The organism is Paracoccus sp. S3-43 (genome assembly GCF_029027965.1).
Taxonomy (GTDB): Bacteria; Pseudomonadota; Alphaproteobacteria; order Rhodobacterales; family Rhodobacteraceae; genus Paracoccus.
Map to the genome: position 1 here is coordinate 2,481,611 of NZ_CP119082.1, position 20,352 is coordinate 2,501,962.

A 20,352-nucleotide genomic window follows, 5' to 3' on the forward strand; every position below is an offset into this window, starting at 1 on the left:
CGAGATGCCGACAGAAATCCTGATGCCCGCCCTGTCCCCCACCATGGAGGAAGGCACGCTGGCCAAATGGCTGGTCAAGGAAGGTGACGCCGTCAAGTCCGGCGACATCCTCGCCGAGATCGAGACCGACAAGGCCACCATGGAGTTCGAGGCCGTCGACGAAGGCACCATCGGCAAGCTGCTGATCGCCGAAGGCAGCGCCGGGGTCAAGGTGAACACCCCCATCGCGGTGCTGCTGGAAGAGGGCGAAAGCGCCGACGCCATCGGCAGCGCGCCGAAAGCCGAAACCACGGCAGAGGCGCCCAAGGCCGAAACCGCCGCCGGGGCCCGGAAAGCCGCGGCCCCCGCCGCTGTCCCGGCGGCCGCCAAGGCTGACGAGGCCGCCAAGGCTGACAACGGCAAGCGCGTCTTCGCCTCGCCGCTGGCAAGGCGCATCGCGGCCGAAAAGGGCATCGCCCTGTCGGCCATCATCGGCAGCGGCCCGCATGGCCGGATCGTCAAGGCCGATGTCGAAGGCGCCACGCCCGGCGCGGCCAAGCCCGCCGCCGCTCCGGCGCCCGAGGCCGCGCAACCCGCCGCCGTGCCGATCGCCGCCGCTGCGCCCGCCGGTCCGTCTGCGGAAACCGTGCTGAAAATATATGCCGACCGCGACACGACCGAGGTCGCGCTGGACGGGATGCGCCGCACCATCGCCGCGCGCCTGTCCGAAGCCAAGCAGACCATCCCGCATTTCTATCTGCGCCGGTCGGCCAAGCTGGACGCGCTGATGGCATTCCGCGCGACGCTGAACACGCAGCTGGAAGCCCGCAAGGTGAAGCTGTCGGTCAACGACTTCATCATCAAGGCCTGCGCGCTTGCTCTGCAAGAGGTGCCGGATGCGAACGCCGTCTGGGCGGGCGACCGGATCCTGAAGCTGAAGCCCTCGGACGTGGCGGTCGCCGTCGCCATCGAGGGCGGGCTGTTCACCCCGGTCCTGAAGGACGCGCATCAGAAGACGCTGTCAGCCCTGTCGGCCGAGATGAAGGATCTGGCCGCCCGCGCCAAGACCAGGAAGCTCGCCCCCCACGAATACCAAGGCGGCAGCTTCGCCATTTCGAACCTGGGCATGTTCGGGATCGAGAATTTCGACGCGGTCATCAACCCGCCGCATGGCGCGATCCTGGCGGTGGGCGCGGGCATCCAGACCCCCGTGGTGGAAAAGGGCGAGGTGGTGATCCGCAACGTCATGTCGATGACCCTCTCGGTCGATCACCGCGTCATCGACGGCGCGCTTGGCGCGCAATTGCTGGAAGCCATCGTCACCCATCTGGAAAACCCGATGGGGATGCTGGCCTGAGCCAGCCATCTTGACGCCTGACAGGGGGCGCCTCCGTGGGCGCCCCCTTCGCATCTTTGCCTTGGCTTAAATATCCTCGGGGGACGCCGGTCGGTGCGCCCCTGGTTCGAGAACCGGCCGGCGCCGGGGGCAGACAGCCCCCGGCGCTCGCAGAACGCAATCAGCGCAACGCGTCCTCGACCGCGCTCACGAAGGCATCCAGGTCGTCGGGGTTGCGGCTGGTGATGACGCCGCGATCCACCACGACCTTCTCATCCACCACCTCGGCCCCGGCATTCCGCAGATCGGTGCGGATCGAGCCATAGCCGGTCAACCGGCGGCCCTTGGCCAGCCCGGCCTCGATCAGCAGCCAGGGCGCGTGGCAGACGGCGGCGACCGGCTTGCCCGCGTCGGCAAAGCTGCGGATCAGCGCCACCGCCGTCTGATCCTGCCGCAGGGTGTCGGGGTTGATGACGCCGCCGGGCAGGACCAGGGCGTCGTAATCCCCGGCCTCCACATCCGAAATCGCCCGCTCGGCAGACACCGACTTGCCCCAGTCGTCCTTGTTCCAGCCGGTGATCCTGCCTGCCTCGGGGGCGGCGATCTCGACCTGATGACCGGCGTCCTTCAGCTTTTCCAGCGGCACGAACAGCTCGGATTCCTCGAACCCGTCCGACGCCACGATCAGAACCTTCGCCATGATGGCCTCCTGTTTCGCATCAGCCCACCCAATGCGAGGCCGCCGCCGAAGTTCCGGCCTATTCCGCCGCCTGCCGGGGCCGGTTCAGCCCGATCCGCCGCGCGATCCAGCCGGTCAGCCGACCCTGCCCGCCCTGGATCAGAGAGAACAGCGCGGGCACGAACAGCAGCGACAGGACCGTGGACAGCAGCAGCCCGCCGATCACGGCAATCGCCATCGGCGCGCGGAATTCGCCGCCCTCGCCCGTGGCCAGGGCGGACGGGATCATCCCCGCGCTCATCGCGATGGTGGTCATGACGATGGGGCGGGCGCGCTTGTGAACGGCGTCCAGGATCGCCTCGCGCTTGGGCACGCCCTTCTCGATGGCGGTCAGCGCGAATTCCACCAGCATGATCGAGTTCTTGGTGACGATCCCCATCAGCATCAGGAAGCCGATCACCACCGCCATGCTGATCGAATGGCCGGTCGCGAACAGCGCCAGGATCGCCCCGCCGATGGCCAGCGGCAGCGACAGCAGGATCGAGACCGGCGTGATGAAATTGTGGAACAGCAGAACCAGCACGACATAGACCAGCATCACCCCCGCGCCCATGGCGGTGCCGAAGGCGCCGAACACCTCGGCCATGATCTCGGCGTCGCCCGAGGGCTGGATGCGCGTGCCCGGCGGAAGCTCGATCCGGCCTTGCAGCTCGGTCACCTGGGCGCTGACCGGGCCAAGCAGCTGCCCGTCGGCAAGGTTGGCGTTCACGGTGGTCTGGAACTGGCGGTCGTATCGCCCGATCTCGGTCGCGCCCGCCGACAGCGCCACATCGGCGACCGCCCCCAGCGGCACCTGGCCCTGGGACGAGTTGACCCGCAGGTTCTGCACCGTCATCAGATCGGCCCGCGCGGCGGCGTTCAGCCGCACGACGATGGGGATCTGTTCGTCGCCCGCGTTGAACTTGGCCAGGTTGGCCTCGGTATCGCCCAGGGTCGCGACCCGCAGCGTCGTCGCCATGTCGCTGGCCGACACGCCCCGTTGCGCGGCCAGATCGGCGCGCGGCGTGATCTGGATTTCCGGGCGTTGCAGGCTGGCCGAACTGGTCACGCTTTCCAGCGAGGGCAGTTGCGCCATCGCGGCGGTCAGGCGTTCGGCGGCCAGGGCGGCGCCCTCCTCGGTGCTGCCCAGGACGTTGACGGTCAGGTCGTTCTGGCCGTTCTCGTTCTGGAAGTTGATGCGCATGTCGGGGGTGCCCGACAGGCGGCTTTTCAACTCTTCCTCCAGCACGAATTGCGACCGTTCGCGGGTTTCCTTCTTGCCATAGTTGATCATCACCCGCGCATGGGTCACGTCGGACCCGTCGCTATAGACAAAGACCGATTGCGTTTCCGGCAGGTCGGCGATCCGGGCGGACAGGCGGCGGGCGGCGTCCTCGGTCTGGGCGATGGTGGCGCCGGGGGGCAGTTCGACCTCGATCTGGCTGCGGCCGATGTCCGAGGCCGGGATGAATTCGGTCGGCAGCAGCGTCGCGGAATAGATCGAGCCCGCGAAGATCCCGATCCCCGTCAGCAGCGTCAGGCCGCGATGGCGCATGGTCCAGCCGACGACGCGCATCAGGTTCCGCATCACGAAACCGTCGCGCTGTTCGGTGCCATGGACCGTGCCGCGCATCAGATAGGCCGCCATCATCGGCGTGATGATCCGCGCCACCAGCAGCGAAAACAGGACCGAGACCGCGACCGTCAGCCCGAACTGCTTGAAATACTGCCCCGGAATCCCGCCCATGAAGCTGACCGGCGCAAAGACCGCGACGATGGAAAAGCTGATAGCGATGACGGTCAGCCCGATCTCGTTCGCGGCTTCCTCGCTGGCCTCATACGGGGGCACGCCCATGCCGATATGGCGGACGATGTTCTCGATTTCCACGATGGCGTCGTCGACGAGGATGCCGGTGACCAGGGTGATGCCCAGCAGGCTGATGCCGTTCAGGGTAAAACCCAGCCAGTGCATCACGAAAAACGTGGGAATGATCGACAGGGGCAGCGCCACCGCCGCGACCAGCGTGGCGCGCCAGTTGCGCAGGAACAGGAACACCACGATCACCGCCAATGCCGCGCCTTCGTACAGCGTCTCCATGGCGCTGTGATAGCTGGCCTGGGTATAGGTGGTGGCATCGTCGATCAGGCTGATCCGCACGTTGGGAAACCGCTCGCCGATCCGGGCCAGCCGTTCCTTGGCCCCGTCGCCCGCCGTCAGATCCGAGGCGCCGGTGGTCCGATAGATGCCGAAGGCCACGACCGGCTGGCCGTCCAGCAGGGCGAAGCTGCGTTCCTCGGCCGGGCCGTCGATCACGCGGCCCAACTGGTCCAGCCGGATCGTGCGGCCCTCGGCGATCGAGATCGGCGCGGCGGCAAGCTGGTCCACGCTGCCGGCGGCGCCCAGGGTGCGAATCGAATATTCGCGCCCCGCCAGATCGCCGCGTCCGCCGCCCAGGTCGATGTTGCGGGCGCGCAACTGGTTCGAGACATCCGCCGCCGTCAGCCCATGGGCCAGCAGCCGGTCGGGGTCCAGCTCCACCTTGATTTCGCGGGCCGCCCCGCCGATGCGGGCGGTCTTGCCGACGCCATCGACCGTGGACAGGTCGCGCCCGATCACGTCGTCCACAAATTTCGACAGCGATTCGATGGATTGGGTCGGATCGCTGACGGCATAGGTCAGGATCGGCATCCCGGTCACGTCCAGCCTCTGGACCAGCGGCTCGCTGATGCTTTCGGGCATCTGCTGGCGGACGTTCGACACCGCGTCCTTGACGTCGTTGACCGCGCGGTCGCTGTCGGTCTCCAGTTCGAACTCGACCACGATCAGCGCCGTGCTGTCCGTCGCGGTCGAGGTGATGTGCCGGACCCCGGTGACGGATGCGATGCTGTCCTCGACCGGCTGGATGACCTGGGTAGTCAGTTCGGCGGGCGCCGCGCCCGGCTGGTCGATGGTGACCTGGACGATGGGCAGGTCGATATTGGGCATCGCCGTGACCGGCAGCCGCATGAAGCTGTGCAGCCCGACGATTACCAGCACCAGAAAGACCGCGATGGGCGGGACCGGATGGCGGATCGACAGGGCGGAAAAGTTCATGGCCCCGCCCCCTCGGCCGGGGACGGGCGAACTTGGTCGCCGCTGCGGAAAAACGCGCCGGATCGGGCGATGACCTGTTCGCCTAGGGCCAGGCCCTGAAGGATTTCGCGCCGCCCGTCCCACAACAGGCCCGCCCGCACCGGGCGGGTTTCGACAACGCCGTCGCGGACGACCTGAACCCGTTCGCCCGCGTCGTCGGCCAGGACCGCGCCTGCGGGAACGGTGATGGCCTGGCGGCGGTCGGTGATGATCCAGCCGCTGGCGAACTGCCCGGTCCTGACGCCGCTGGCGGCATCCAGCGCGACGCGCATGATCCCCAGCCGCGTCACCGGATCGACCGAGGCGGGAACCAGCCGCACCGTTCCCGACACGAAGCCGACGCCCGCGACGCTGATCTGGGCCGGGTCGCCGACGCTCAGGCCGGGCAGCGCGGTCTCGATCACCTCGGCCGACATCTCGACCGCGCCATCGGCCAGCAGGGTGAACAGCGGCTCCGTGCCGCCGCCCGCCAAAGCGCCCAGTTCGGCGTTGCGGGTCACGACCACCCCGGCGACCGGGGCGGCGATCTGCGCCCGGTCCAGGTTCAGTTGCGCGATCCGCCGCGCCGCCTGGGCCTGCGCCAGCGCCGCGCGCGCCACCGCCAGCCCGTCGGCGGCGGATGCGGCCTGTGCGCGCGCGTTCGCCTCGGCCGCGACGGCGTCGTCCAGGGCCGATTGCGACGCGGTGCCCGCCTGGCGCAGGCGCTGCACGCGCTGCAAGGTGGTCTGCGCCTGGGTCAGCGACGCCGCCGCGCTGTCGATGGTGCTGTGCGCCTGGCCCACGCCCGCCTCGGCCCGCAGGAATTCCGCCTCGGCCTGTTCCAGTTGCGCCGACAGCGTGTCGGTGGACAGCCGCGCCAGCACCTGGCCCTTGGTCACGCTGTCCCCCGCCTCGGCCAGGATTTCGGTGACCTCGTAACCCGAGACCTGCGGGAAGACCTGCACAAGCTGGCGGGCGACGATGCTGCCCGAGACGGGGATGCGGGCCTGAACCTCGGCCATCGCGGCGGTGGCGACGGTGACCGCCGGGGCCGTGCGGGCGGGGGGTTCCGATGCGGATGCGGGTTCGTTGGCCCAGGCGGATGCCGGCAGGGCGAGGGCGGCAAGAAGAACGGCAAGAAGGCGCATGGATCGGCCCGACATCCCCAGGATTGGCAGCACGACCATATCGACAGATTGCCGCGCCAACAACGCGCGCCGTCGCCGCCCTCTAGAAGGTGACCGAGACGCCCGGCAGGTTCAGTTCCGCGATCAGGTCGCGCAGTTCCTGCCGCGCGGCGATGTTGGACATGGACAGCTGTTCGGTGCCGATGTCCTTCAGATCCAGCAGCGTCAGCCCGCGCGGGAACAGTTCGCGGAAGATGACCCGTTCCGAAAAGCCCGGCGCCACCCGGAAACCGATCCGCTTGGACAGGGTTTGCAGCGCGCCGCCGACCTTGCGCTTGTTGTGCATCGCTTGCGTGCCCAGCCGGTTGCGCAGCACCAGCCAGTCGATCGGCCCCGCCCCCGCCTGCGCGCGCATCTGCCGGGCCGACCAGACCATTTCCGCATAGATCGACGGCCCCAGGATCTTGCCCTCGGGCGACAGCCGGGCCAGCAGGTCGAAATCGACGAAGCTGTCGTTCATCGGCGTGATCAGCGTGTCCGCGACCGTATGGGCCATCTGGCTTAATTTCGTGTGCGAACCGGGGCAGTCCAGCAGGATGAAATCGCAGGTCTTTTCCAGCTGGGTCAGCGCCGGGGTCAGCGGATCGCCGCCATCGCCCATGGCGCCGATGACCGGCATGGGCAGGTCCAGCCCTTCCCGCTGGGCGAAATGGGCGCGGTTTTCCAAATAACGGCCGAAGCTGCGCTGGCGGACGTCCAGATCCAGCCCGCCGACCCGGTGTCCCATGCGCACCAGGGCGGTCGCCACATGCATCGAGGTGGTGGATTTGCCCGACCCGCCCTTTTCGTTTCCCACAACGATGATATGCGCCACAGCCGCCCCTTGCCGGTCCTGATGTCGGCGCGGACCCTAGCCGCGCCGCCGCACGAAGGAAAGCGCCGCCCGGCGAGATCGCCCGGCCGCTGATGCCGCAAAGCCGCGCCTGCCGGATCGTGCGGGGCGGGACAGGACACAATCACGACCGGGAAAGTAGATTTTTCTTGCCAAGGCGGTCCCCCTCTGCCCTAATGGTCCCAGGCCTGCACGGCGACCAGAGGGAGGATGACCGACATGACTCCGAATTTCATCACCGGCCTTGCGCTTCAGACGCCGACGGCCGTCGTCAGCCCCGTGGCGCTGTGGATGGACGACCTGCCCGGCCACCGCCGGGATCCGGGCTATGCCACCATTTCCGTGGGCCCGCGCCAGCAGGCGCAGGGACCGATCGTCGGCCGCCTTCCCGACGGGCGGGTCAGCATCGAGGCCGGGGGCCGCATCCTGACCGGCCATACCGTGACGCCCCGGCCCGCGCCGCGCAGCCTGTGGGCGCGCCTCAGCGGACGCGGCTAAGCCCTGCGGGCTGATCCGACCGCAGCAGCAGGGCCAGCGCGCCCAGCGTCGCCAGGATGCCCGGCAGCAGGACGATGCCGGGCGTTTCCTTGCCCAGGGCAGCTTCCAGAACGATCACCCATAGCGGCGTCAGATAGGTATAGGCCATCACCTTGGCCGAAGGCAGGCGCAGCGCCGCGTATTGCACCAGCATCGTCGTGATCGCGCTGGCGAAGATCGCGACATAGAAGATGGTGATCCAGACGATCGCGGGCAACTGCCCCCAGGCGGTCGCGGTCAGCGCCCCCCAGCCCCAGACCGCCGTCAGGATCCCGCCCGCCACCAGCGTCCCCAGGGACGAGATCAGCGGCCCCTCGCCCCGGTTCAGCTTGCGCACCAGCGGGGTGTAGAGCGCGTGCAGCGCGCAACCGATGACATAGATCGCCTCGCCCCGGCCGATCTGGAACCGCGCCATCGCCGCCAGGTCGCCGCGAAAGATCACCCACAGCGCCCCCGCCCCGCCCAAGGCCAGGGCCACGGCCAGATGCCCGGTCATCCGCTGGCGCAAAAGCAGCCAGCCGAATCCCGCCGCCATGATCGGCGTCAGCGTGAAGACCGCGCTTGCCGACACGGCGGGGGCGGTCTTCAACCCTTCGAACATCAGCACGAAATAGCCGGCAAAGGCGCCGCCCAGCAGCAGATACCGCCACGGCGCCTGCAACAGCGCGCGCGGCCTGCCCGCGCCGGGGACCAGCAGCACGACCCCGACCAGCACCCCCGCCGCGATGATGAAGCGCGCCACCGTGATCGCCGCCGGGTCGATCAGGTTCGCCGCCCTCACGCCCAGCGAGAACGACCCCGCCACCAGGGCGGAAAACAGCAGCATCGCCGCATGGCCGCGCAGCGCCTCGGTCCGCGTCACGGGGCGACCGGCATCTGGCGGCCCAGCATGTAGAATTCATCGTTGGCGCGGAAATCCCCGGCATTGGCCATGCGGTTCGACATGCCGAAAAAGGCCGCGATGGCGCCGATGTCCCAGATCTCGTCGGCATCGAAGCCTGCCTCGCGCAGCGCCTGATGTTCCGCATCGCCGATCTGATGGGCGGCGGTCGTGACCTTTTCGGCATAGGCCAGCATCGCCCGTTCGCGGTCGGACAGATCGGCCTTGCGCCAGTTGACCGCGACCTGATCGGCGATCAGCGGGTTCTTCGCCCGGATCCGCAGGATCGCGCCATGGGCCACCACGCAATACTGGCAGTTGTTGATGCCGCTGACGGCCACCACGATCATCTCGCGTTCGGCCTTGGACAGCCCGACATCCTTGTCCATCAGCGCCTGGTGATAGGCGAAGAAGGCGCGGAATTCGTCGGGCCGATGCGCCAGCGCCAGGAAGACGTTCGGCACGAAGCCGGATTTCTCGGCCACCTTGGCGATGGCATCCTGCATGTCCTGCGGCAGGGTCTTCAGGTCGGGCACCGCGAAGCGGCTGATGGGGTGGGTCATGACGGGTTCCTCCTGCGGGGCAGATTGGCGCGGCGATTGCAGACTGTGAAGGGGGTCAGTCGCCCCGCAGCGCGGCGACCGCCGCCTGCACCTTGGGCGTGCGGTGCAGATCGACATGCGTCACCAGCCACAGCCGCGATTCCCATTCGGGCAGGGCCATCACCTCGACCAGGCCTGCGGCGCGGGTTGGCGGCAACGGGCCGATGGCCAGGCCCGCGCGGATCGCGGCTTCGCGGGCGATGTCGTCATTGGCGGTCAGCACGACCTGCTGGGGCTGGATCCGGTCGCGCAGCCAGACCATCAGCGGCGCCTTGCGCGCCTGCGGCCCCGGCAGGGCCAGGGGATGGCCCTCGATCCCCGTCACCGGCCCATGCGCGGCGACATAGGCGGGCGCGGCATAGATCGGGTGGCGCATCTTTCCCATCGGCAGGACGACGTAATCCGGTTCCGTCGGCTGGCTGCCCGCGCGGATCGCGACATGCGCCTCGCCCGCGTCCAGGCGGAACAGCCGCACATCGGTGACATAGTTGATCCGCAGCGCCGGATGCCGGCGCATCAGGCCGACCAGCGGCGGCATCACCCGGTCCGCCAGATCGGGCAGCGAGGTCACGACCAACTCGCCTTCGATCCGGTCGGCCCCGCCCGCGATCCGCGCGGCAAGCTGGGCGAAGCGTTCGTCGGCATCCCCCGCCACCGTCAGCATGGCCCGCCCCGCCTCGGTCAGGGCATAGCCGCGCGGATGGCGCTGGAACAGCTTGACGCCCAGTTGCGATTCCAGCCCGTCGATCCGGCGGATCACGGTGGCGTGGTGGATGCCCAGGGCCGCGGCCGCGGCGCTGACGGTGCCGGTGCGCGCCACGGCAAGCGCGATGCGAAGGTCGTCCCAGCTTTCGATATTCATGTGCATCCCCGCACAGACGATGCGCGCTTATCGCCCTTTCGTTCGCGCAGGCATAGACCTAAATCAGCCCCACATCATTATGGATAACGGACTAACCCCATGAACATCCTGCATATCGACAGCGCCATCACGGGCGAGGCCTCGGTTTCCCGCAAGCTGACCGCCGACATCGTGGCCAAGCTGACCGCCGCCAACCCCGATGCGACCGTCACCTATCGCGACCTGAACCAGGGCGTGCCCGCCATCGACACCGACTGGTTCAAGGCCGTGCGCTTGGCCCCGGCGAATCCCACGCCGGACCAGCAGAAGCTGATCGATATCTCCGATGCCTATCTGGCCGAGGTGCAGGCCGCCGACGTGGTGGTGATCGGGATGCCGATCTATAACTTCACCCTGACCGCGCAGCTGAAGAACTGGCTGGACCAGATCGCGCGGGCCGGGAAATCCTTCCGCTATACCGAAGCCGGTCCCGAAGGCCTGCTGAAGGGCAAGCGCGCCATCATCGCCTACAGCGCGGCGGGCACGCCGCTGGGATCCGAGTTGGACCATGCCTCGGACTATATCCGCTTCATGCTGGGATTCCTGGGCATCACCGATGTCGAGTTCGTGGCCGCCGACCGTCTGGCGATGGACCGCGAGGCTGGCCTTGCCCGCGCGCAGGACGCGCTGGAAAAGCTGGCCGCCTGAGAGCGTCTGGACGCGCGAGGTAAAGAGTTATGACGGCCTGCGTTGACTCGCGGGCCGTTTTTTCGTATCAGCCCCCGGATTCCCGGAAGGACCGCCCTTCCGGTCCCTGCCTTATGCGCGGGGATCGCCCCCCGTCAGCGCGTCGCGCCCACGGGGGCAAACCCGTTTTGGACCGAAGGAGGCCCGGCGATGTTCGAGAACCTTTCCGACCGTTTGGGCGGCGTCTTCGACCGGCTGACCAAGCAGGGCGCCCTGACCGAGGACGACGTGGCCGCCGCCATGCGCGAGGTCCGCGTGGCCTTGCTGGAAGCCGACGTGTCGCTGCCGGTGGCGCGCAATTTCGTCAAGGCGGTGACGCAGAAGGCCACCGGATCGGCCGTCACCAAGTCGATCACCCCCGGCCAGCAGGTCGTGAAGATCGTCCATGACGAGCTGATCAAGGTCTTGCAGGGCGAGGACGCGCCCGACGCGCTGCGCATCGACAACCCCCCCGCGCCGATCCTGATGGTCGGGCTGCAAGGGTCCGGCAAGACCACCACCACCGCGAAACTGGCGCTGCGCCTGAAGGACCGCGAGAAGAAGCGCGTGCTGATGGCGTCGCTGGACACCAACCGCCCGGCGGCGATGGAGCAGCTGGCGATCCTGGGCAGCCAGATCGGCGTCGATACCCTGCCCATCGTGCCCGGCCAGACCGCCACCCAGATCGCGCAGCGCGCCAGGCAGCAGGCCAGCCTGGGCGGCTATGACGTGGTGATGCTGGACACCGCCGGGCGCCTGCATATCGACCAGCAGTTGATGGACGAGGTGCAGGCCGTCCGCGACATCGCCCAGCCGCGCGAGACGCTGCTGGTGGTCGACGGCCTGACCGGCCAGGACGCGGTGAATGTCGCCACCGAATTCGACGCCAAGGTCGGCGTCTCCGGCGTCGTGCTGACCCGGATGGACGGCGACGGGCGCGGCGGCGCGGCCCTCTCGATGCGCGCCATCACCGGCAAGCCGATCCGCTTCGTGGGTCTGGGCGAAAAGATGGACGCGCTGGAGACCTTCGACGCGCAGCGCGTCGCGGGCCGGATCCTGGGCATGGGCGATATCGTCGCCCTGGTCGAAAAGGCCCAGCAGGTGCTGGAGGTCGAGCAGGCCGAGCGCATGATGAAGCGGTTCCAGAAGGGTTTGTTCAACATGAACGACCTGAAGGGCCAATTGGAACAGATGCAGAAGATGGGCGGGATGCAGTCCATCATGGGCATGATGCCCGGCATGGCCAAGATGGCCAAGCAGGCCGAGGCCGCGGGCATGGACGACCGCGCCATCGCCCGGCAGATCGCGCTGATCAATTCGATGACGAAAAAGGAACGCGCCAATCCCGACATGCTGCAAGCCAGCCGCAAGAAGCGGATCGCGGCGGGCGCGGGGATGGAGGTGTCCGAGCTGAACAAGCTTCTGAAGATGCAGAAGCAGATGGCCGACACGATGAAGAAGCTGGGCAAGATGGGCAAGGGCGGGATGCTGAAGCAGGCCATGCGCGCCATGACCGGCAAGGGCGGCGGCCTGCCCGACCTGGAGAACTTCGACCCCGCCAAGATGGCCGAGGCGCAGAAGATGTTGCAGGATCCCAAGGGCCTTGGCGGGCAACTGGGCAAGGCCGGGCTTCCCGGCGGGCTGTCGGGCCTGTTCGGGAAGAAATGATGGACGCCCCCGCCGATCCCGTCGCCCGCGCCGCCGCCCTGCTGCGCGACCATCGCGCCAGCATCGACCGGTTGGACGCGATCCTGGTCTATACGCTGGCCGAACGCTTCAAGCACACCCAATCCGTCGGCCGCCTCAAGGCCGAACATGATCTTCCGCCGTCCGATCCCGCGCGTGAAGCGCAGCAGATCGAGCGGCTGGAACGCCTCGCGCGCGAGGCCGACCTGGACCCGGACTTCGCGCGCAAATTCCTGAACTTCGTGATCGCCGAAGTGATCCGGCATCACGAGACCTTCCAATCCTGACGGGGCGCCGCCCCACCACGCCATTCACAAGGAGAAACCCAATGGCAACGAAAATCCGTCTGGCCCGTGGCGGCAGCAAGAAGCGCCCGCATTACGCCATCGTCGTGTCCGATTCGCGGATGCCGCGCGACGGCCGCTTCCTGGAAAAGCTGGGCACCTATAACCCGCTGCTGGCGAAGGACAGCGAGGACCGCATCAAGCTGGATCTGGACCGCGCCAAGCACTGGCTGGACCAGGGCGCCCAGCCGACCGACCGGGTGGCCCGCTTCCTGGAAGCCGCGGGCGTCCGCGAGAAAGCCACCCGCGCCAACATGAAGAAGGCCGAGCCGGGCAAGAAAGCCACGGCTCGCGCGGCGGAAAAGGCCGCGAAAGCCGCCGCCCCGGTCGAGGCCGAATAATCACGACGGGCGGGGCAAACCCCGCCCTTTGCCATCGCGGGGGCCGCATGACTGAAGACCGCATCTGCGTGGGCGCGATCGCCGGGGCCTTCGGGGTCCATGGCGAGGTGCGGCTGAAGAGCTTCTGCGCCGAACCTGCCGACATCGCGCGCTACGCCCCCCTGACGACCGCGGACGGCACGCGGTCCTTCACCGTGAAACTGACCCGCCCCGTCACCGGCGGCCTGGGCGCGCGCCTGTCGGGCGTCGCCACCCGCGAGGATGCCGAGGCTTTGCGCGGCACCACCCTGTGGGCGCCGCGCGACGCGCTGCCCTCGCTGCCCGACGACGAATTCTATCACGCCGACCTGATGGGGCTGGAGGTCGTCGATACCGGCGGCGTCGTCCTGGGCCGGGTGCGGGCGATCTTCGACCACGGCGCGGGCGACATCCTCGAGGTCGTGGGCGGCAAGGACGTGCTGCTGCTCCCCTTTACCCGTGCGGTGGTCCCGACCGTCGATCTGACGGCGAAACGCATCGTCGCCGATCCTCCCGCCACCGATGAGTGAGCCGCCCAAATCCCATGGCCGCCTGTCCATCTCCGCCAGCCTGCGCCCGCGCGAGCTGATGGCCGAACCGCAGGTGGCGGGCGCCTGGACCGCCAGCATCGTCACCCTGTTCCCCGAGGCTTTCCCCGGCATCCTGGGCCTGTCCCTGACCGGCAAGGCGCTGCAACAGGGGCTGTGGAACCTGCGCACCATCCCCCTGCGCGACCATGGCATCGGCAGGCATCGCAATGTCGACGACACACCCGCAGGCGGCGGCGCGGGCATGGTGATCCGCGCCGACGTGATGGACGCGGCCCTGCGCGAGGCGCGCCAGGGTCCAGCCCGCCCGGTGATCTACATGTCCCCGCGCGGCGCCCCGCTGACGCAGGCCCGCGCCCGCGATCTGGCGCAGGGCAACGGCGTCACGCTGATCTGCGGCCGGTTCGAGGGCGTCGACCAGCGGGTTCTGGACGCGCATCAGGTCGAGGAAATCAGCATCGGCGACTATGTCCTGACGGGCGGAGAGATCGCCGCTCAGGTCTTGATCGACGCGACGGTTCGCCTTATACCGCGCGTGCTGGGGAATCATGACTCTCTGGCCGAGGAATCCTTTTCCATCGGCAATCGGGGCCTTCTTGAAGCCCCCCAGTTCACGAAGCCCGCCCAGTGGCAAGGCCGCGAGATCCCGGAAGTTCTTCTCTCGGGCAATCACGCGGCCATTCATCATTGGCGGGCCAGTGAGGCCGAGAGGCTGACAAAAGAACGCCGCCCCGACCTGTGGCGGGCATGGGCCGAAGGGCCCCTGGACCCGGCAAAGGACCGACAGCTCTCGGGCGCATCAGACCAATCGCGGAGCTACCGCGAGCATGACAAGGAACCCAGGCGATGAACCTGATCGCAGAACTCGAAGCCGAGCAGATTGCCTCGCTCGGCAAGACCATCCCGGATTTCAAGGCCGGCGACACCGTGCGCGTCGGCTACAAGGTGACCGAGGGCACCCGGTCGCGCGTGCAGATGTATGAAGGCGTCTGCATCGCCCGCAAGGGCGGCAGCACCATCAGCGCCAGCTTCACCGTGCGCAAGATCAGCTTCGGCGAGGGCGTGGAACGGGTGTTCCCGCTCTATTCGACCAATATCGATTCGATCGAGGTCGTCCGCCGCGGCAAGGTCCGCCGCGCCAAGCTGTATTACCTGCGCGACCGTCGCGGCAAATCGGCCCGGATCGTCGAGAAAACCAACTATCGCCCGCTGTCCGACGCGAAAGCCTGAGGGATCATCCGATGAGAAAAGACATTCATCCCGATTACCACACCATCGAGATCAAGATGACCGATGGCACCACCTACCAGACCCGCTCGACCTGGGGTTCGGAAGGCGCGACCATGGCACTGGACATCGACCCGACCTCGCACCCCGCCTGGACCGGCGGTTCGGCCAAGCTGATGGATACCGGCGGCCGCGTGTCGAAGTTCAAGTCGAAATACGCAGGCTTGGGCTTCTGATCGCCCCCACCGGAATTGCAGAACGCCGCCCCGATCGGGCGGCGTTTTTCGTTTGCGGAACGGAAGCGGGGGCGCTGCCCCCGTCCCTGCGGGACTCCCCCGGGATATTTGGGCAAAGGTGAATAACCGGGCCTTCAGGCGGCTTCTGCCCCCGGCTCCACCAGCGCCACGATATCCATCATGATCGCGTTCAACTGGAAATCCTTGGGCGTATAGACCCGCGCCACCCCCAGGACGCGCAGCCGCGCCGCGTCCTCGTCGGGGATGATGCCGCCGACGATCACCGGGACATGGCCCAGCCCCGCCGCGCGGATCCGCGCCATCAGATCCTCGATCAGCGGCATATGGCTGCCCGACAGGATCGACAAGCCGATGACATGGGCGTCTTCTTCCTGCGCGCGGGTGACGATCTGCTCGGGCGTCAGGCGGATGCCTTCATAGGTGATGTCCATGCCGCAATCGCGCGCGCGGAAGGCGATCTGTTCGGCGCCGTTGGAATGGCCGTCCAGTCCCGGTTTGCCGACCACGAATTTCAGCCGTCGGCCCAGGCGGGCGCTGACGGCATCGACGGCCTCGCGGATCTCCTCCAGCCCCTCGGTGCGGTTGGACGGGCTGGAGGACACGCCGGTCGGGCCGCGATATTCGCCATGGACCTGGCGCATGACGCCCGCCCATTCGCCGGTGGTGGCCCCGGCCTTGGCCGCCGCGATGGACCAGGGCATGACATTCTCGCCCCGGCTGGCCGCATCGCGCAGCGCGTCCAGCGCCAATTGCACCGCGCCCTCGTCGCGCGACTGCCGCCAGGCGTGCAGCCGGGCGATCTGGTCCTGCTCCACCGCCGGATCGACGACCATGATGCCGCCATCGCCCGCCGTCAGCGGCGAGGGCTCGCCCTGTTGCCAGCGGTTCACGCCGACCACGACCGTCTCGTTCGTCTCGATCCGTCCCAGCCGCTCGGCATTCGATTCGACCAGCCGCGCCTTCATATAGTCGATGGCGGCGATCGCCCCGCCCATCTGGTCCAGCAGGCGCAGTTCGTCGCGGGCGCCCTGCTTCAACTCCTCGACCTTGGCGGCGATCACCGGGTTGCCGTCGAACAGGTCGCCATATTCCAGCAGGTCGGTCTCATAGGCGACGATCTGCTGCATCCGCAGCGACCATTGCTGGTCCCAGGGACGCGGCAGGCCCAGCGCCTCGTTCCAGGCGGGCAGCTGCACCGCCCGCGCCCGCGCGTTCTTCGACAGCGTGACCGCCAGCATTTCCAGCAGAATGCGATAGACGTTGTTTTCCGGCTGCTGCTCGGTCAGGCCCAGGCTGTTCACCTGCACGCCATAGCGGAAGCGGCGGTATTTCTCGTCCGTGATGCCGTAACGGTCGCGGGTGATCTCGTCCCACAACTCCGTAAACGCCCGCATCTTGCACATCTCGGTGACGAAGCGGATGCCCGCATTCACGAAGAAGCTGATGCGGCCGACCATATCCGGGAAGCCCTCGGGCGGCACCTTGCCCTTCAGGTCGTCCAGCACCGCGATGGCGGTGGCCAGGGCATAGGCCAGTTCCTGCTGCGGCGTCGCCCCGGCCTCTTGCAGGTGATAGGAACAGACGTTCATCGGGTTCCATTTCGGCAGATGCTCGCGCGTATAGGCCGCGACATCCGTGATCATCGCCAGCGACGGCTTGGGCGGGCAGATATAGGTGCCGCGCGACAGATATTCCTTGATCAGGTCGTTCTGCACCGTGCCTTGCAGCCGCGAAATGTCGGCCCCCTGCTCCTCGGCCACCGCGATATAGAGCGATAGCAGCCAGGGCGCCGTCGCGTTGATCGTCATCGAGGTGTTCATCTGCTCCAAGGGGATCTGATCGAACAGCGCCCGCATGTCGCCCAGATGGCAGATCGGCACGCCGACCTTGCCGACCTCGCCCCGCGCCAGGACGTGATCGCTGTCATAGCCGGTCTGCGTGGGCAGGTCGAAGGCCACCGACAGCCCGGTCTGCCCTTTGGCCAGGTTGCCGCGATAGAGCGCGTTCGACTTTTCCGCCGTGGAATGGCCCGCATAGGTGCGGAACAGCCAGGGTTTGTCCTTGTCAGCCATCGGTCATCTCGCAACAATCTTTCGGTCGAACAAGCGATACAGAAACAAACATGCGTCGTCAATTCGCCGCAGCGCGGCAAGAGAATGCGACTGTCAGACATTTTATTGCGATTTTTGGCGCATCGTCGTTGCAATGTTGCGCAAGGCTTCATACCACTTGTGCCACACATCCGGCGATTCTGCGCCGCGGCACGACAAGGAGACCCGCATGGCCCTCGACTCACCCACTCCGATCGCACCCTACGACGCGCCCATCAAGGATCTGTACGACATCGGCGAGATGCCGCCCTTGGGCCATGTCCCGGCGAAAATGCACGCCTGGGCGATCCGCCGCGAACGCCATGGCGAACCCGACAAGGCGATGCAGCTGGAAGTCGTCGAAACCCCCGGCATCGACAGCAACGAGGTGCTGGTTCTGGTGATGGCGGCGGGCGTCAACTATAACGGCATCTGGGCGGGGCTGGGCCAGCCGATCAGCCCCTTCGACGGGCACAAGGCGCCCTATCACATCGCCGGGTCAGATGCCTCGGGGATCGTCTGGGCGGTGGGCGACAAGGTGAAGCGCTGGAAGGTCGGCGACGAGGTCGTGGTCCATTGCAACCAGGACGACGGCGACGACGAGGAATGCAACGGCGGCGATCCGATGTATTCGCCGACCCAGCGGATCTGGGGATACGAGACCCCGGACGGCAGCTTCGCACAGTTCACCCGTGTCCAGTCCCAGCAGTTGATGCCCCGCCCCCGCCACCTGACCTGGGAGGAATCGGCCTGCTATACGCTGACGCTGGCCACCGCATACCGGATGCTGTTCGGGCATGAACCGCATGAGCTGAAGCCCGGCATGAACGTGCTGGTCTGGGGCGCCTCGGGCGGGCTCGGGTCATACGCGATCCAGCTGATCAACGCCGCCGGCGGCAACGCCATCGGCGTCATCAGCGAAGAAGACAAGCGCGATTTCGTCATGGACCTTGGCGCGCGCGGCGTCATCAACCGCAAGGAATTCAACTGCTGGGGCCAGCTACCCACCGTGAACACCCCCGAATACAAGGACTGGTTCACCGAGGCGCGCAAGTTCGGCAAGGCCATCTGGGACATCACCGGCAAGGGCAACAACGTCGACATCGTCTTCGAACATCCGGGCGAGGCGACTTTCCCGGTCAGCACCCTGGTCTGCAAGAAAGGCGGCATGGTGGTGATCTGCGCGGGCACCACCGGCTTCAACTGCACCTTCGACGTGCGCTATCTGTGGATGCACCAGAAACGCATCCAGGGGTCGCATTTCGCGCATCTGAAACAGGCGTCCGCGGCAAACAAGCTGATGCTGGAACGCCGCCTGGATCCCTGCATGTCCGAGGTCTTTCCCTGGGCGGAAATCCCGGCCGCGCATCTGAAGATGTATCGCAACCAGCACAAGCCGGGCAACATGGCGGTGCTGGTGCAGGCCCCGACCGCCGGGCTGCGCACCTTCGAGGATGCGCTGGAAGCCCGTCGCGGCTGAACCGGCCGCCGTCGGATCCGGGTGTCGCCTGCCTCGGGCAGGCGGCATTTCCATGCGACCGCCCGATCACGCGGCAAGACCGGGAAAAGATGCATGGACCCTCCCGTTCTGCCCGTAACTTGCGCGACTTGCCCGAATATGTCGCGACAGCCCATTTAATTTGCCTGAAATAACGGCTAACGCCCTGTCAGAATCACAAAAGGGACAGTGCCATGCCGCAGATCGACGACAAGTTGACCCCCATCTATGACGAGGTCGTCCGCCGCAACGCGGGCGAGGCCGAATTCCATCAGGCAGTGCGAGAGGTGCTGGAAAGCCTGGGCCGCGTCGTCGCCAAGCATCCCGAATACCTGGATTCGGCGCTGATCGAGCGGATCTGCGAACCCGAACGCCAGATCATCTTTCGCGTGCCCTGGACCGACGACAGGGGCCAGGTCCAGATCAACCGGGGCTTCCGGGTGCAGTTCAATTCCTCGATGGGCCCCTACAAGGGCGGGCTGCGGTTCCACCCCTCGGTGAATGTCGGGATCATCAAGTTCCTGGGCTTCGAGCAGACCTTCAAGAACGCCCTGACAGGCCTGCCCATCGGCGGCGGCAAGGGCGGATCGGACTTCGATCCCAAGGGCCGCTCGGATGCCGAGGTGATGCGCTTCTGCCAGTCCTTCATGACCGAGCTTTACCGCCATCTGGGCGAATATACCGACGTGCCGGCCGGCGACATCGGCGTCGGCGCGCGCGAGATCGGATACATGTTCGGCCAATACAAACGCCTGACCAACCGCTACGAGGCGGGCGTGCTGACCGGCAAGGGGCTGTTCTATGGCGGCTCGCTGGCCCGCAAGGAAGCCACCGGATACGGCAACACCTATTTCACCCGCGCCATGCTGCAAACCACCGGCGACGATTTCGACGGCAAGACGGTCGTGGTGTCGGGGTCGGGCAATGTCGCGATCTACACGATCGAGAAGGTCCAGTCCTATGGCGGCACGGTCGTCGCCTGTTCGGACAGCGGCGGCTATCTCGTCGACGAAAACGGCATCGACCTGGATCTGGTCAAGGAGATCAAGGAAGTGCGGCGCGGCCGGATCCGCGACTATGCGCGGATCAAGGGCGAAGGCAGCGGCGTCTATTTCGTCAAGGCGGGCGACGGGTCGATCTGGGACGTGCCCTGCCAGGTGGCGCTCCCCTCGGCCACGCAGAACGAACTGACCGGCAAGGACGCCAAGACGCTGGTCAAGAACGGCATCCAGGCGGTCGGCGAAGGCGCAAACATGCCCTGCACCCCCGAAGCGATCCGCGTTTTCCATCAGGCGGGCGTCAAGTTCGGCCCCGGCAAGGCGGCGAACGCCGGCGGCGTGGCGACCTCGGCGCTGGAGATGCAGCAGAACGCGTCCCGCGACCGCTGGACGTTCGAAAAGACCGAGGCCCGCCTGGCCGAGATCATGCGCGACATCCACGACGCCTGCTATTCCACCGCCGAGGAATTCGGCGCACCGGGCGATTACGTGATCGGCGCGAATATCGCCGGTTTCATCCGCGTGGCCGAACCGATGCGCGCCTTCGGCGTGATCTGACGACGCGAATGCGGGGCCGCCGACATGGCGGCTTCGC

20 protein-coding genes are annotated in these 20,352 nt (G+C 67.2%); 12 read left to right on the forward strand and 8 right to left on the reverse strand.

Annotated elements, in window-relative coordinates; genetic code table 11:
* The first annotated feature begins 4 nt into the window (after positions 1–4).
* Positions 5–1,336: a pyruvate dehydrogenase complex dihydrolipoamide acetyltransferase gene (locus PXD02_RS12875; protein ID WP_275104247.1), complete on the forward strand. Its 1,332-nt coding sequence runs from the start codon at positions 5–7 to the stop codon at positions 1,334–1,336.
* A gap of 160 nt (positions 1,337–1,496) precedes the next feature.
* Here PXD02_RS12875 and PXD02_RS12880 read toward each other — a convergent pair whose 3' ends face one another.
* From PXD02_RS12880 to PXD02_RS12895, 4 genes are all read right to left on the reverse strand, one after another.
* A complete protein-coding gene (locus PXD02_RS12880) occupies positions 1,497–2,015 on the reverse strand; it encodes a type 1 glutamine amidotransferase domain-containing protein (RefSeq protein ID WP_275104248.1) in 519 nt (172 codons plus the stop codon).
* Between the two features lie 58 nt (positions 2,016–2,073).
* Positions 2,074–5,127, reverse strand: a complete 3,054-nt coding sequence (locus tag PXD02_RS12885) for an efflux RND transporter permease subunit (RefSeq protein WP_275104249.1) — start codon at positions 5,125–5,127, stop codon at positions 2,074–2,076.
* Positions 5,124–6,293 (reverse strand): efflux RND transporter periplasmic adaptor subunit, encoded by a 1,170-nt coding sequence (locus PXD02_RS12890; RefSeq protein WP_275104250.1) that lies wholly within the window; start codon positions 6,291–6,293, stop codon positions 5,124–5,126. Before PXD02_RS12890 ends, PXD02_RS12885 begins: the two co-directional genes overlap by 4 nt.
* Positions 6,294–6,375: 82 nt before the next feature.
* Complete coding sequence (locus PXD02_RS12895; RefSeq protein ID WP_275104251.1) at positions 6,376–7,146, reverse strand: division plane positioning ATPase MipZ; 771 nt, start codon at positions 7,144–7,146, stop codon at positions 6,376–6,378.
* 228 nt (positions 7,147–7,374) lie between these two features.
* Here PXD02_RS12895 and PXD02_RS12900 point away from each other — a divergent pair, with 228 nt between their 5' ends.
* Positions 7,375–7,662 (forward strand): hypothetical protein, encoded by a 288-nt coding sequence (locus PXD02_RS12900; protein WP_275104252.1) that lies wholly within the window; start codon positions 7,375–7,377, stop codon positions 7,660–7,662.
* Here PXD02_RS12900 and PXD02_RS12905 read toward each other — a convergent pair.
* The 3 genes from PXD02_RS12905 to PXD02_RS12915 are packed head-to-tail and all read right to left on the reverse strand — an operon-like array spanning position 7,646 to position 10,045.
* Complete coding sequence (locus PXD02_RS12905) at positions 7,646–8,527, reverse strand: DMT family transporter (protein WP_275106422.1); 882 nt, start codon at positions 8,525–8,527, stop codon at positions 7,646–7,648. The two genes, PXD02_RS12900 and PXD02_RS12905, sit on opposite strands and share 17 nt — an antisense overlap.
* 32 nt (positions 8,528–8,559) lie before the next feature.
* Complete coding sequence (locus PXD02_RS12910; RefSeq protein WP_275104253.1) at positions 8,560–9,144, reverse strand: peroxidase-related enzyme; 585 nt, start codon at positions 9,142–9,144, stop codon at positions 8,560–8,562.
* Between the two features lie 55 nt (positions 9,145–9,199).
* The gene (locus tag PXD02_RS12915) at positions 9,200–10,045 is read right to left on the reverse strand and encodes a LysR family transcriptional regulator (protein WP_275104254.1); all 846 of its coding nucleotides are present in this window, start codon (positions 10,043–10,045) and stop codon (positions 9,200–9,202) included.
* 99 nt (positions 10,046–10,144) lie between these two features.
* Here PXD02_RS12915 and PXD02_RS12920 point away from each other — a divergent pair, with 99 nt between their 5' ends.
* From PXD02_RS12920 to rpmE, 8 genes are all read left to right on the forward strand, one after another.
* Positions 10,145–10,732, forward strand: a complete 588-nt coding sequence (locus tag PXD02_RS12920; RefSeq protein WP_275104255.1) for an FMN-dependent NADH-azoreductase — start codon at positions 10,145–10,147, stop codon at positions 10,730–10,732.
* A 189-nt stretch (positions 10,733–10,921) separates the two neighbouring features.
* Positions 10,922–12,418: a signal recognition particle protein gene (ffh, locus tag PXD02_RS12925; RefSeq protein WP_275104256.1), complete on the forward strand. Its 1,497-nt coding sequence runs from the start codon at positions 10,922–10,924 to the stop codon at positions 12,416–12,418.
* Positions 12,415–12,723 carry a chorismate mutase gene (locus PXD02_RS12930; protein WP_275104257.1) on the forward strand — a complete coding sequence of 103 codons (309 nt, stop codon included), beginning with the start codon at positions 12,415–12,417 and terminating at the stop codon, positions 12,721–12,723. Before ffh ends, PXD02_RS12930 begins: the two co-directional genes overlap by 4 nt.
* A gap of 41 nt (positions 12,724–12,764) precedes the next feature.
* Complete coding sequence (gene rpsP, locus PXD02_RS12935) at positions 12,765–13,121, forward strand: 30S ribosomal protein S16 (protein ID WP_275104258.1); 357 nt, start codon at positions 12,765–12,767, stop codon at positions 13,119–13,121.
* 47 nt (positions 13,122–13,168) lie between these two features.
* Complete coding sequence (gene rimM / locus PXD02_RS12940; protein WP_275104259.1) at positions 13,169–13,669, forward strand: ribosome maturation factor RimM; 501 nt, start codon at positions 13,169–13,171, stop codon at positions 13,667–13,669.
* Positions 13,662–14,537, forward strand: coding sequence for a tRNA (guanosine(37)-N1)-methyltransferase TrmD (gene trmD, locus PXD02_RS12945; protein WP_275104260.1), 876 nt, complete (start codon positions 13,662–13,664; stop codon positions 14,535–14,537). The genes rimM and trmD overlap by 8 nt, the downstream gene beginning before the upstream one ends.
* The gene (rplS, locus tag PXD02_RS12950) at positions 14,534–14,917 is read left to right on the forward strand and encodes a 50S ribosomal protein L19 (protein ID WP_275104261.1); all 384 of its coding nucleotides are present in this window, start codon (positions 14,534–14,536) and stop codon (positions 14,915–14,917) included. Before trmD ends, rplS begins: the two co-directional genes overlap by 4 nt.
* An 11-nt stretch (positions 14,918–14,928) precedes the next feature.
* Entirely contained in the window at positions 14,929–15,150 is a 222-nt protein-coding gene (gene rpmE / locus PXD02_RS12955) for a 50S ribosomal protein L31 (protein WP_126153385.1), read from the forward strand.
* A gap of 134 nt (positions 15,151–15,284) precedes the next feature.
* Here rpmE and PXD02_RS12960 read toward each other — a convergent pair whose 3' ends face one another.
* Positions 15,285–17,243 carry a protein meaA gene (locus PXD02_RS12960; RefSeq protein ID WP_275104262.1) on the reverse strand — a complete coding sequence of 653 codons (1,959 nt, stop codon included), beginning with the start codon at positions 17,241–17,243 and terminating at the stop codon, positions 15,285–15,287.
* 208 nt (positions 17,244–17,451) lie between these two features.
* Here PXD02_RS12960 and ccrA point away from each other — a divergent pair, with 208 nt between their 5' ends.
* Positions 17,452–18,741 carry a crotonyl-CoA carboxylase/reductase gene (ccrA, locus tag PXD02_RS12965; RefSeq protein ID WP_275104263.1) on the forward strand — a complete coding sequence of 430 codons (1,290 nt, stop codon included), beginning with the start codon at positions 17,452–17,454 and terminating at the stop codon, positions 18,739–18,741.
* A 212-nt stretch (positions 18,742–18,953) separates the two neighbouring features.
* The gene (gene gdhA / locus PXD02_RS12970) at positions 18,954–20,315 is read left to right on the forward strand and encodes an NADP-specific glutamate dehydrogenase (protein WP_275104264.1); all 1,362 of its coding nucleotides are present in this window, start codon (positions 18,954–18,956) and stop codon (positions 20,313–20,315) included.
* The last annotated feature ends 37 nt before the right edge of the window (positions 20,316–20,352 follow it).